We start from the raw sequence: 12,585 nt of genomic DNA, 5'->3' as shown, positions 1-12,585 counted from the left end.
GATCTTCCCTCCCTAGACCTGAGCGCCGGCGATGGGTTCGACGTCGACAAGGAACGCCTTGTATTCCGGCGTTTCGATGTTCGCGTCGCCCACGAAGGGAGTCAGCATATTCGCACCGAACCCCTTCTTCGCCGCACCCGTAAAGCCCCAATGGATCGGAATGCCCACGATATGCACCGTCTTCCCGTCGCAGACGAGCGGACGGATGCGTTTCGTGACCACGGCCTTCGCCTTCACGGACCCGCGTTTGGACCACACGCGCACCCAACCGCCCGACGCGATCTTCTTCTCCTTCGCGAGCTCTTCCGAGATCTCGACGAAGAATTCGGGCTGCAGGACGGCGTTGACCCAGACGTGCTTGGTCCAGAAGTGGAAATGCTCGGTGAGACGATAGGAGGTCGCCGCGTACGGGAACTCCTTCGAATCGCCGAACTGTTCCATATCCCCGCGGAACACGCGCGCCACCGGATTGCCCTGGATCTTCGGGGCGATCGGATTGGCGATCGGGGATTCGAACGGCTCGTAGTGCACCGGGAACGGACCTTCGCGCATCATGCCCCGGGTGAACAGGCGCGACACGCCTTCCGGATTCATGATGAACGGGCCCACATCCTGGGGCTTGGCGGTGGGCGCGATATCGGGAACGTCGAAGCCGCCCCAATTCGTGCCGTTCCACCAGATCAGCTTGCGGCTTTCATCCCACGGTTTGCCGTTGATGTCCGACGAAGCGCGGTTGTAGAGGATCCGCCGGTTGGCCGGCCACGAGAACGCCCATTGCGAATAGGCGCCCGTGTCGCCGGGATCGGCCGTGCCGCGCCGGGCCATCATATTGCCGGCCTCGGTGTAGATGCCGGCATAGATCCAGCAGCCGCACGCCGTCGATCCGTCGTCGCGAAGGACACCGAACGTCGGAACCTGCTTGCCCTTTTCGAGGACCAGCTTCGTCGCGTCGTTCGGATCGGGCACGTTCTCGACGACATAGCCGTTGAGCTCGCGCGCGATTTCCTCCGGCTGCGGATCGTTCGGCAGACGGTAAGGCCAGTGCAGGTTGACGATCGGGTCGGGGAATTTGCCCCCGTCCTTCTTGTACAGCGCCTTCAGCTTCAGATGCAGCTGGGCCATGATCCAGATGTCCGTCTTGGCCTCGCCCGGCGGCTCGGCCGCCGGCCAATGCCACTGGATCCACCGCGACGAATTGGTCAGCGACCCTTCGTCCTCGGCGAAGCAGGTGGTCGGCAGCTGGATCACTTCCGTCTGGATCGACGCCGGATTGACGTCGTTGAACTCGCCGTGGTTCTCCCAGAACCGCGCCGTTTCGGTTTCCAGCGGATCGAAGATGACCAGGAATTTCAGCTTGGACAGCGCCGCCGTCAGCTTCCGCTTGTTCGGGAAGGACATCAGCGGGTTGAAGCCCTGGCAGAAATACCCGTTCATCTTGCCCTGGTGCATCAACTCGAACGCGCGCAGCACGTCGTAGGCCGGCACGTCGAGCTTGGGCAGGTAGTCGTAGGCGAAGTCGTTATCCTTGGTCGCCGCCGCCCCGTACATCGACTTCTGGAAGGACACGAAGAACTTCTTGTAGTTCTGCCAGAAGCTCATCTGTCCCGGCCGCTGGGGCCGGAAGCCGCGGGTCGACATATAGGCGTTGATGTCGGCCTCGCGATCCGTGGGCAGCGTGAGGTAGCCCGGGATCAGGTTCGACATCAGACCGATATCGGTCAGACCTTGGATGTTGGAGTGGCCGCGAAGCGCGTTCATGCCGCCCCCGCGCACGCCGATGTTGCCCAGAATCAACTGCAGCATCGCCATGCCGCGGATGTTCTGGGACCCCTTCGAGTGCTGGGTCCAGCCGAGCGCGTACATCGACGTCATGACCTTATCTTTGGCCGACGTCTCCGCGATCATCTTCGCGACGGCGACGAACTTGTCCTTCGGCGTGCCGCAAATACGCTCGACCATCTCGGGCGTATAGACCGCGACATGCTTCTTGAGCAGGTTCCACACGCAGCGCGGGTTCTGCAGCGTCTCGTCGACGACCGCGAAACCGTCCGCCCCGAACTCGTAGTCCCAGGTCGAGCGGTTGTAGTCGCGGCGCGATTCGTCGTAGCCCGTGAACAGGCCGTCCGAATACTCGAACCCTTCCTTCACGATATACGACGCGTTCGTGAACGATTTCACGTAGTCCCACTGCACCTTGTCGTTCTGGATGCAGTAGTTGATCACGCCCATCAGGAACGCGATGTCGGTTCCCTGGCGGATCGGCGCGTAATAATCGGCCACCGCCGCCGAGCGCGTGAAACGCGGATCGACGACGACGAGCTTCGCACCGCGGTGCGCCTTCGCCTCGGTCACCCATTTGAAACCGCACGGGTGAGCCTCGGCGGCGTTACCGCCCATGATGACGACGAGGTCGGTGTTCTTGATATCGTTCCAACCATTCGTCATCGCGCCACGGCCAAATGTTGGGCCCAAACTGGACACCGTAGGACCGTGTCAAACGCGCGCTTGGTTGTCGAACACCACCATGCCGGCGCTGCGCACGACCTTGTAGGTCGCGAACGCCGTTTCATTCGTCGTTGCGGAAGCGGCCAAGAAGCCGGTGGTCGTCCACCGGTTCACGGTCTGGCCGTCGTTGTTCTTCTCGATGAAGTTCGCGTCGCGGTCGGCCTTCATCAGCTGCGCGATGCGATCCAGCGCGAAGTCCCAGGTCACGCGCTCGAACTTGTCCGAGCCGGGCTTCCGGTACATCGGATATTTCAGGCGCGTTTCCGAATGGACGTAATCGAGAAGGGCGGCACCCTTCGGGCACAACGTGCCGCGATTGACCGGATGGTCGGGGTCGCCTTCGATATGAATGACGGCCGACTTGGCGTTTTTCGAGCCGTCGCCCATCGAATACATGATGATCCCGCACGCTACCGAGCAGTAGGTGCAGGTGTTGCGCGTCTCCGTGGTGCGCGCCAGCTTGAAGGGGCGGACGGCCTGCGCGTAAGCAGACTCCACCTCTCCGAAGCCGAGCGCACCGAGGGCGGTCCCGGCGATACCTGCACCGGTCCTCCCCAGGAAAGCGCGCCTGGAAAGCTGCATGTTCATATGAAGGGTCGAGCCCCCTTTTCGATCGCTAGCCCTCAACGAGGGACGCCGGCGGCCGACGCTCCGGGCCTTTTTCGGAAGGCTTTCGGAGAATCCCCGCGATGCCCTAATGGGTAAATTCGAACCGCTCACCTGTCAAGCTGCCGCCGCTTTGGGCAGCGGGATTCTTCTTTCTATTTCTATGACTTATACGCTGCGATGCAGCATAACGGCGCCCGCCGGCGGGCCGTCCGAACATAAATTTTTTGCGCTTAAACGTGAAGAATCATGGGCTTGCTGAGCGATCGTAAAATCACTTGTTAGTTTTCCTAAAGACCTCGGCAGCCCCCCGCACCGGAAATCCGAATGACCTCCCGAAAATTTATCATCCAGTCCGACAGCGTGGCCCCGCTATAGTTTTTCCATGACCGCCATCCCCGCCCTCGCCGCCGAAGCGCTCGAGAATCTTCTCGGGGCGGCGCTCGGCGTGGCCAAGGACGACGATGTCGCCGTGCTGGTCGAACCTGCGGGCGAGCGCCATTACGACCCGCGCGTGACCGCGTGGCTGATCACGGCGATCGACGCGCGCGGCGCCAAGGCGCGGATCGTCGAGACCGCCCCCGATGCCGATCCCGACGACATGCCGGCGAATGTCTCGCAAGCCCTGACGGCCGCCGACCACGCGATCTTCCTGTCGCGCTTCGGCGATCGCATCCGCTTCAAGGATCTGCCGGGCAAGGCATCGCGCACGATGTGCTATCTGCTCGACGCCGCCGATCTGGAAACGCCCTTTGCGCGCGTGCCCTATGGCTTCCAGAAGGACGCGCATCAAGCGTTCCTGAACGCGATCGCGGGCGCGCGCAAGGCAACGCTCGTCTGCCCGGCGGGTAGCGCGCTGGAATTCGATTTCGCCGGCGGGCTCGACGTGTCGCGCTTCGCGAATTTCACCGTGTTGAATTTCCCGGTGATGATTTTCCCGGCTTTGTCGGCGCGCGCGGCCAGCGGCACGTTGGCGCTGACCCATGCGCTCACCTCGACCTATACGCATCCTTATCCCGACGACGTGCAGCCGCTTAGCGGCACCGTCGAAGTGACGATCGCCAACGGCGCCATCGCCGCGTTCGGCGGCGCGCAAGGCGCGCATGTCGAGAAGCACTTCGCCCGCGTCGGCGCGCATTTCGGCGTCGATCCGCTGACCGTCGATTCCTGGCATGCCGGGATCAATCCCGGCACCGCGTTCCGGGGCAAGGCGCTGGACGATATCCATCGCTGGGCCTCGGTCGCGTTCGGCAGCCCGCGCTACGCGCATTTCCATATGTGCGGGCGCGGCCCCGGCGAGATTTGCGGCCAGGTCTTCGACCCGACGATCGCCTTCGACGGCCGCGAATTCTGGCGCGACGGCGAGTTCGTGTTCCTCGCCGCACCCGAAATGACGCCGATCTACGAACGTCACGGCGTCGATCCTGCGATCTTCGCCGGGAAGGCCGATATCGGCGTACCGGGGTTGCGCCCCGCCGCCGCGTAACGATCAATTGGCGCCGTCGAGCAGACGGCGCGCGATGATCTGGGCCTGAATCTCGGCGGCCCCTTCGAAAATGCTCAAGATGCGCGCGTCGCACAGCAGGCGCGACACCGGGAATTCCAGCGCGAAACCGTTGCCGCCGTGGATTTGCACCGCGTTGTCGGCGTTGGCCCATGCCACGCGCGCGGCCAGCAGCTTCGCCATGCCCGCTTCCAAATCGCAGCGCCGCCCGGAATCCTTCTCGCGCGCGGCGTGATAGGTCAGCGCGCGCGCCGCCAGCAACTCGGCCGCCATCATCGCGATCTTGTCGGCGACGCGCGGGAACGCCGCGATCTTGCGCCCGAACTGCGTACGCGCATTCGCATAGCCGAGCGCCGTATCCAACGCCGCCTGCCCCACGCCCACGGCGCGCGCGGCCGTTTGGATGCGCGCGGCTTCGAAGGTGCGCATCAACTGGCGGAAGCCCTCGCCTTCCACGCCGCCGAGCAGATTCTCGGCCTTCACCTTGAACCCATCGAAGGCGATCTCGTATTCCTTCATGCCGCGATAGCCGAGGACTTCGATCTCCGTGCCCGACATACCCTGCGCGGGAAAAGGATCGGCGTCGTTCCCGCGCGGCTTTTCGGCCAGCAGCATCGACAAACCGCGATGATCTTTGCTTGCGGGATCCGTACGCACCAACAGCGTCATCAGATCGGCGCGCACCGGATGGGTGATCCACGTCTTGTTGCCGTAGACCTTATAGACATCGCCCTCGCGCACCGCGCGCGTGCGGATCGCGGCGAGGTCCGAGCCCGTATCGGGCTCGGTGAATACCGCCGTCGGCAAGATCGCGCCCGACGCGATCCCCGGCAGAAAGCGCTGCTTCTGCGCTTGCGTGCCCGAGCCCAAAATCAGCTCGCCCGCGATTTCGGCGCGCGTGCCGAGCGAGCCCACACCGATATAGCCGCGCGAAAGTTCTTCGGACACGACGCACATCGACACTTTGCCGAGGCCAAGCCCGCCATATTCTTCCGGCAGCGTCAGCCCGAATACGCCCAGCGCCGCCATCTTCCCGATCGTGTCGAGCGGAATATAGGCGTTGTCGAGATGCCAGCGATGCGCCTTGCCGTCGATCTCGGCGGCGGTGAACTTGCGCATCTCCGCGCGCATCGCGCGCAAAGTCTCGTCGAGCGTATCCTGCGCTTCTTGGCCCGCCGCCAAGGCTTGCGCGATGCGCGCGCGCCGTTCGGACGTGTTCGCCTGGGTCAGAAAACTCTCGACCGGCGCCAAGCGCGACGCGATCTGCGCCGCCGTTAAGCCGAGATCGACGGGCCGGACAATCTCCCCCTGGCTCATCGGGATGCCGCCGGCGAGCTGCGCCATATACTCGCCCAGCAAAACGCAAGCGAGATCGGTTTCGAGTTCGCCGGGCGGTTCAAGCGCCGCGAGATAACGCGCGATCTGTTCGATCGCAGTCGCATAGGTCGCGACCCAAGCGAGGCCATGCGTCGCGCGCTGCGCGGCGTCGAGCGCCGCGCCGCTCAAGCCCTCAACACGCGCCGCGACCGCGCGTTTCGCGTCAGCCAGGATTCCGCCGGCCGCGGCGGCGCAAGCATTGGCGGACGCAATCGTCACTAGGCGTTCTCGGCACCGATCGCGTCGATCACCGCCGCTGTCACCTCGACCGTGCGCGCTTTGCCGCCCAGATCCGGCGTGTGGAAACGCGAATTGGCGGTCACGCGCTCGATCGCCTTCATCAGGCGCGCGGCAGCCGCCGCCTCGCCGATATGTTCGAGCAGCATGACGTTCGACCAGAACGTGCCGATCGGATTGGCGATGCCCTTCCCCATGATGTCGAAGGCCGAACCGTGGATCGGCTCGAACATCGACGGGAATTCGCGCTCGGGATTGAGATTGGCCGTCGGCGCGATGCCGAGCGAACCCGCCAACGCCGCGGCGAGATCCGACAGGATGTCCGCGTGAAGATTGGTCGCGACGACGGTATCGACCGTCTCGGGCTTCATCACCATGCGCATGGTCATCGCGTCGACCAGCATCTTGTCCCAGGCGACATCCGGGAACTCCGCCGCAATCTCGGCCGCGATCTCGTCCCACATCACCATCGCGTGGCGCTGAGCGTTCGACTTCGTGACGACGGTCAGTTTTTTGCGCGGGCGCGAACGCGCCAGCTTGAACGCGTAGCGCATGATGCGCGCAACGCCTGCGCGCGTGAACATAGCGACGTCGGTCGCGACCTCCAGCGGCGAGCCTTGATGGGCCCGCCCGCCCACGCCCGCGTACTCGCCTTCCGAATTCTCGCGCACGATCACCCAGTCGAGCCGATCGGGGCCGACATCGCGCAAGGGCGATTTGATGCCGGGCAGAATGCGCGTCGGGCGGACATTCGCGTATTGATCGAAGGGCTGACAGATCGCCAGGCGCAAGCCCCACAACGTCACGTGATCGGGAATGTCCGGATGCCCGGCCGAACCGAACAAGATGGCGTCGTGCTTGCGGATCAGATCGCGGCCGTTCTCCGGCATCATGCGGCCGTGGCGCTTGTAGAAATCGCCGCCCCAATCGAAATGATCGACGGCGAAGGCGAATTTGCCGTCGCGCTTGGCAATGGCGGCGAGCACTTCCACGCCCGCCGAAACGACTTCCCCGCCGATACCGTCGCCCGGAATCGCCGCGATCTTGTAGGTCTTCATTCGGTTGCTCCGCGTTTCCCCGGAGTCTTATAGCGATAAGCGCGCCGCGCCGCGACGCCTACGCGCGCGGCCGCTCCGCCAACGCCGCCGCCAGGATGAAGCCGCCGATCATCGCGACATTGGTGATGAATTGCGCCATGTCGTGGAAGCGCGCCACCGGATCCTCGATTTCCCAAAAGCGATGCGCGACCACGTTGGCGAGAACGGTGAACACGCTGAGCGCGCCCGCCCCCAGCCAGGTAAAGCGATCGAGAATCACGGCCGCCGACCCGCCGAGTTGCACGACGATGACTGCCGCCGCGAACAGCGCCGCCGGCGTCAGGCCGAAATGGGCCATCTCGGCCGTCGCCCCGCCGAAGTCGAGCGCCTTGACCAAGCCGCTCAACCAGAACGGCAGCGTCAGCAGAACGCGGCCGAAGAACGCCATCTGCGGCATCGCCGCGACTTCACGGAAAATTTTCATGTCGCACCTTTAAAGGGAATCGCTTGCGGCTCCCTTTACGACATCTATTTCGTGCTGTCGCGCGCGACGATCGAAAACGGGATCGCGCTCAATTGCGGGGCCGGTTCGCCCCTGATGCGCGCGAGGATATTCCGCCCCGCGATATACCCAATCTCCCGGCCGGGCACATGAACGGTCGTGAGCTTCGGTTCGATCACCGTTGCGATGGCGAGATCGTGAAAACCCGCGATCCCAAGCTCCGTCGGCACGGCGATGCCGCGCCGTTTCGCTTCCTGGATCGCACCCACCGCATAAATATCGCTGGTGAAGAAGATCGCGTCGGGCTTCTCCGCCAACACTTCCGGAAGAATTGCCGCACCGTCTTCGACTTGCGGGGCGGCCGGCGCGCCAATGGTGAAGATTTTCAACACGGGCAAGCCAAGTTCCTTGAGCGCACGCCGGTAGCCGACTTCCCGTCGCCGCGCGCGTTCGTTGATCCGCGACGGGCCGCTGACGAAGGCGATGCGCTTATAGCCGCGCCCCGCAAGCCAGGCCGTCATTTCGTGCGCGGCCTTTTCGTTCGAAAAACCGACGACCATATCGATCGGCGTGTTGGTCAGTTCCCATGTTTCGACGACCGGCACGTTCGCGCGCTTCAACAATTCGCGCGCGCGCGGCGAACGCGTAACGCCGGTCAGCAAAAAGCCTTCCGGCCGGCGCGAAAGGAACGCCGCGACCAGCGCGTCCTCCTCCTCGCTCAGGTAACCCGTCTCGCCCAAGACAAGGTGATAGCCTTCGGGGCGCAAAGCCGCCGACAGACCGGCGATCGTATCGGCGAAGATCGCGTGCTGCATCGTGGGGATCAGTGCGGTGATCGTCTTGCCCCCGCCGCCTGCCGACAAGGCACCCGCCAGCGCGTTGGGCACGTAGCCCGTTCGCTCGATCGCCGCGTGAATGCGCGCGAGCGTATCGGGCGCCACTTTCGCCGGGCTGCGCAACGCGCGCGATACGGTCATGACGGTGACGCCGGCGAGCTTCGCCACCTCCGCCATGCGGGGAAAGTTCTGCTCGCGCTTCGTCATGCCGGTCAGAACCGCGACGACCAGCGATCGGTGAACAGCGGCAGAAACGCGTCGGGATCGAAGGGATATTGCTTCGCCACGTCCGGCCGGAACTCACCGATCCCCAGCCCCGGACGGTCGGGCACCAGATAGGTGCCATTGACCGGTTTGGGCGCGTGTTCGACCAGATCGAAGCGATAAGGCACGTCGTATTCGCAGAAGGATTCCTGCATGAAAAAATTCGTCGTGCAGGCATCGAGTTGGACGGCCGCCGCCGTCGCCACCGGCCCGAACGGATTGTGGAACGACACCGGCGCGTAATAGGCGTCGGCCATCGCGGCGATCTTCTTCGATTCCATGATGCCGCCAACATGGATGATGTCGGGCTGCAGCACGTCCACTTCGTGCGTCTCCAGCAGATTGACCATGGCCGCGCGGCTGGTGCAGCGTTCCCCCGTCGCCAAGCGCGTTTTCATGTTGCGCCCGACGGCGGCGAGCGAGGCCGCATTTTCGGGATCGCACGGCTCCTCGAACCAGAACAGATCGTAAGGTTCGAGATCGCGCGCCACGGCGATCGCCGCCCCGGGGCTGAAACGGCCATGCGCGTCGATCATCAGGTCGACATCGGGCCCCACGCCGCCACGCACCACTTCGACGATCGCGGCTGCACGCCGGATCGATGCCTTGTCGGGTTCGCGCCCCGCATCCTCGAACGGATCGAACTTCAAGCCGCGATAGCCTTTCGCGGCGGCGGCTTTGGCGGCCGCACCGATTTCGGCCGGCGTTTTGCCCACGCCGTACCAGGCGTTGGCGTAAGCCGGCAGCACATCGTGCACCTTGCCGCCCAGAAGTTCGTAGACCGGGCGGCCCAGCGCCTTGCCCGCAACGTCCCACATCGCCATTTCCAACGCCGCGGCCGCGCTGTTGATGATCGGCGAATGCATGAACTCGTTGCGCAACACGTCGTGCCAGAGTTTCTCGACGCCGAAGACCGACCGGCCGATCGCATAGCGCGCGGCAAGCTGATCGATCGCCGCCGCCACCGCCTGGGGCTGGTATTCGAGCGAGCCTTCGCCGATGCCGCGAATGCCTTCGTCGGTTTCGATCTGGGCGAACACGCAGTTGCGCCAGCGCATGCCGACCACATAGGTCGTGACCTTGGTGATGCGGCAGGCGCGCTTGTCTTGTTTCAAATTCGCGGACATCCATCCCCCTTTTCGCGATCTTCGTCGCGTGGGATCTATGTTACCGATAACATAGATCGATGTTCAAGCCGGCCGCGCGGCACTAGCACTGGTTGGCCGGGCGGCGCCGCACCCCCACCGCTCGCGTCCCGACGAAATATTCACATGATTGCAATGATTTGAGTGTGGCGGGACTTGCGCTTTGCCCCGGCCATACCCATTATATGTGCATCCACCGACCACGGTGGATCGGCCGACTGCGGATGTACCAGCGGCAAGACGGCTCCCTCGCGGGGGCCGTTTTTCGTTGGGGCCTATGCCTTCAGCGCCTTCGCGTGAAACGCGATGTGATCGGCGACGAAGCTCTGAATGAACCAATAGGAATGGTCGTAGCCGTCGCGCCGGTTGAGGACGAGTTTTTGTCCCGATGCGGCCGCCGCCTGTTCCAACGCTTCGGGATGAAGCTGACTGGTCAGGAACTGGTCCGACATGCCTTGATCGACCAGGATCGTGTCCGTTCGCGGCGCTTTGCGCATCAACTCGGACGCGTCCCACGCTTTCCACGCCGCGCGGTCGGGGCCGAGATAATTGCCGAACGCCTTCTCGCCCCACGGCACGGCAACGGGATTCGAGATCGGCGCGAAAGCCGAGACCGAACGCCAATTTTCCGGCGCGCGCAAACCGATGGTCAGCGCGCCATGCCCGCCCATCGAATGGCCGGAGATACCGCGTATACCCGGCAACGCCGGGAAATTTGCTTCGACGATGCCGGGCAGTTCGGAATTCACATACGAGAACATCCGATAATGACCGGCCCACGGCTCGGCCGTCGCGTCGAGATAGAACCCCGCCCCCGTGCCGAAATCCCAATCCGCATCCTCGCCCGGCAGGCCGAGACCACGCGGAGACGTATCGCACACGACGAGCATGATCCCGTGTTCGGCGGCGAAACGCTGCGCGCCCGCCTTGATCATGAACGTCTCTTCGGTGCAGGTGAGGCCCGCGAGGAAATAGAGCGCGGGCACCTTCCCCTTCGCGGCTTGCGGCGGCACGAAGACGGCGAATTTCATCGCCGTCTTCGTCTCGGCCGATTGGTGCTTGTAGTAACCCAGCGTGCCGTCGAAGCAGCGATGGGCGGAGATCGTCTCGATCGCCGACATCAGTAGATCACCACCGAGCGGATCGACTCGCCCTTCGTCATCAGGTCGAAGGCGTCGTTGATCTTTTCGAGCGGCATGGTGTGCGTGATCATGTCGTCGATATTGATCCGCCCGTCCATGTACCAGTCGACGATGTTCGGCACGTCGGTGCGACCGCGCGCCCCGCCGAAGGCCGAACCCTGCCACACGCGGCCGGTGACGAGCTGGAACGGCCGGGTCGAGATTTCCTGACCGGCGGCGGCCACGCCGATGATCGTCGAAACGCCCCAGCCCTTGTGGCAGCACTCCAACGCTTGGCGCATCAGCGTGGGATTGCCGACGCATTCGAATGTGTAGTCGGCCCCGCCTTTGGTGAGTTCCACCAAATGGCCGACGATATCGCCCTTCACGTCCTTCGGATTGACGAAATGCGTCAGGCCGAATTTGCGCGCGAGCTTCTCGCGGCCCGGATTGATGTCGACGCCGACGATCATCTCGGCACCCACCATCTTGGCGCCTTGGATGACGTTGAGGCCGATGCCGCCCAGGCCGAACACGACGACGCGCGAACCCGGCTGCACGCGCGCGGTGTAGATGACGGCGCCGATGCCGGTCGTCACACCGCAGCCGATATAGCAAACCTTGTCGAACGGCGCGTCGGGGCGGATTTTCGCCAGCGCGATTTCGGGCAGCACGGTGTAGTTCGCGAAGGTCGACGTGCCCATATAGTGATGGATCGTCTTGCCGCGGCAGGAGAAGCGGCTGGAGCCGTCGGGCATCAAGCCCTTTCCCTGCGTCGTGCGGATCGCCTGGCAGAGATTGGTTTTGCGCGACAGGCAGTATTCGCACTGGCGGCATTCGGGCGTGTAGAGCGGAATGACGTGATCGTCCTTCTTCAGGCTCTTCACGCCGGGGCCGACTTCGACCACCACGCCCGCACCTTCATGGCCCAGAATCGCCGGAAATAGACCTTCGGGATCGGCACCCGACAACGTGTATTTGTCGGTGTGACAGATGCCGGTCGCCTTCACCTCGACCAGGACTTCGCCCTCGCGCGGGCCTTCGAGATCGACGGTTTCGATTTCAAGCGGCTTGCCCGCTTCCCAAGCGACGGCGGCGCGAACTTTCATCTCGGCGACTCCCTGATTCGGTAAGGCGACTGCTTTAGCAGAAGCCGTTTGCCCATGTATACGCACACAGCCTATTGACTTCGCGAGGCCGCCAAGCCCTATATGTTGTCAGGCGACGGTTCCCGCACGGGAACAATAGGGAAGTCCGGTAGTCATTCCGGCGCTGCCCCCGCAACTGTCAGCGGCGAGTTCGGCCGATCGAAACCACTGGGCAACCGGGAAGGTTCGGCTCCGAGCAAAGACCCGCCAAGCCAGGAGACCTGCCGTCGCCGGTAGGTTTGACTTCGGCCGGGGTGCGCCGTCGGGAAGCCGCGATTGCCGCGCACGGAATTCCCGATGCGC

The 12,585-nt window shown here is 63.9% G+C and carries 9 protein-coding genes and 1 riboswitch; of the genes, 1 reads left to right on the top strand and 8 read right to left on the bottom strand.

All coding sequences use genetic code 11. The features are described 5' to 3' along the window. Positions 1-12: 12 nt before the first annotated feature. Positions 13-3,087: a formate dehydrogenase-N subunit alpha gene (gene fdnG / locus J0H39_18925; GenBank protein ID MBN9498833.1), complete on the bottom strand. Its 3,075-nt coding sequence runs from the start codon at positions 3,085-3,087 to the stop codon at positions 13-15. A 409-nt stretch (positions 3,088-3,496) separates the two neighbouring features. On the opposite strand from fdnG, the gene J0H39_18920 reads away from it, so the two are divergent. After that, the gene (locus J0H39_18920; GenBank protein MBN9498832.1) at positions 3,497-4,597 is read left to right on the top strand and encodes a hypothetical protein; all 1,101 of its coding nucleotides are present in this window, start codon (positions 3,497-3,499) and stop codon (positions 4,595-4,597) included. 3 nt (positions 4,598-4,600) lie between these two features. Here J0H39_18920 and J0H39_18915 read toward each other — a convergent pair whose 3' ends face one another. From J0H39_18915 to J0H39_18885, 7 genes are all read right to left on the bottom strand, one after another. After that, a complete protein-coding gene (locus J0H39_18915) occupies positions 4,601-6,211 on the bottom strand; it encodes an acyl-CoA/acyl-ACP dehydrogenase (protein MBN9498831.1) in 1,611 nt (536 codons plus the stop codon). Continuing rightward, positions 6,211-7,287, bottom strand: coding sequence for a tartrate dehydrogenase (locus J0H39_18910; protein MBN9498830.1), 1,077 nt, complete (start codon positions 7,285-7,287; stop codon positions 6,211-6,213). Before J0H39_18910 ends, J0H39_18915 begins: the two co-directional genes overlap by 1 nt. Before the next feature lie 58 nt (positions 7,288-7,345). Then, complete coding sequence (locus J0H39_18905; GenBank protein MBN9498829.1) at positions 7,346-7,750, bottom strand: DoxX family protein; 405 nt, start codon at positions 7,748-7,750, stop codon at positions 7,346-7,348. A 44-nt stretch (positions 7,751-7,794) separates the two neighbouring features. Continuing rightward, complete coding sequence (locus tag J0H39_18900) at positions 7,795-8,811, bottom strand: substrate-binding domain-containing protein (GenBank protein MBN9498828.1); 1,017 nt, start codon at positions 8,809-8,811, stop codon at positions 7,795-7,797. Positions 8,812-8,816: 5 nt separating this feature from the next. Further along, the gene (locus tag J0H39_18895; GenBank protein ID MBN9498827.1) at positions 8,817-9,995 is read right to left on the bottom strand and encodes a mandelate racemase/muconate lactonizing enzyme family protein; all 1,179 of its coding nucleotides are present in this window, start codon (positions 9,993-9,995) and stop codon (positions 8,817-8,819) included. A 293-nt stretch (positions 9,996-10,288) separates the two neighbouring features. Then, positions 10,289-11,134: an S-formylglutathione hydrolase gene (gene fghA / locus J0H39_18890; GenBank protein ID MBN9498826.1), complete on the bottom strand. Its 846-nt coding sequence runs from the start codon at positions 11,132-11,134 to the stop codon at positions 10,289-10,291. After that, positions 11,134-12,243 (bottom strand): S-(hydroxymethyl)glutathione dehydrogenase/class III alcohol dehydrogenase, encoded by a 1,110-nt coding sequence (locus J0H39_18885; GenBank protein ID MBN9498825.1) that lies wholly within the window; start codon positions 12,241-12,243, stop codon positions 11,134-11,136. The genes fghA and J0H39_18885 overlap by 1 nt, the downstream gene beginning before the upstream one ends. A 99-nt stretch (positions 12,244-12,342) precedes the next feature. Further along, positions 12,343-12,526: riboswitch (cobalamin riboswitch) on the top strand. Positions 12,527-12,585: the final 59 nt, after the last annotated feature.

The sequence above is a fragment of the Alphaproteobacteria bacterium genome, assembly GCA_017308135.1.
In the GTDB taxonomy this organism is placed as follows: Bacteria; Pseudomonadota; Alphaproteobacteria; order CACIAM-22H2; family CACIAM-22H2; genus Tagaea.
The sequence above is the reverse complement of the archived record's forward strand: the minus strand, read 5'-3'. Positions and strand labels throughout refer to the sequence as shown.

Coding starts and splice junctions, on each gene's coding strand:
- J0H39_18885 (MBN9498825.1), bottom strand. CDS start 12,243: ATGAAAGTTCGCGCCGCCGTCGCTTGGGAAGCGGGCAAGCCGCTTGAA.
- fghA (MBN9498826.1), bottom strand. CDS start 11,134: ATGTCGGCGATCGAGACGATCTCCGCCCATCGCTGCTTCGACGGCACG.
- J0H39_18920 (MBN9498832.1), top strand. CDS start 3,497: ATGACCGCCATCCCCGCCCTCGCCGCCGAAGCGCTCGAGAATCTTCTC.
- J0H39_18910 (MBN9498830.1), bottom strand. CDS start 7,287: ATGAAGACCTACAAGATCGCGGCGATTCCGGGCGACGGTATCGGCGGG.
- J0H39_18905 (MBN9498829.1), bottom strand. CDS start 7,750: ATGAAAATTTTCCGTGAAGTCGCGGCGATGCCGCAGATGGCGTTCTTC.
- J0H39_18900 (MBN9498828.1), bottom strand. CDS start 8,811: ATGACGAAGCGCGAGCAGAACTTTCCCCGCATGGCGGAGGTGGCGAAG.
- J0H39_18895 (MBN9498827.1), bottom strand. CDS start 9,995: ATGTCCGCGAATTTGAAACAAGACAAGCGCGCCTGCCGCATCACCAAG.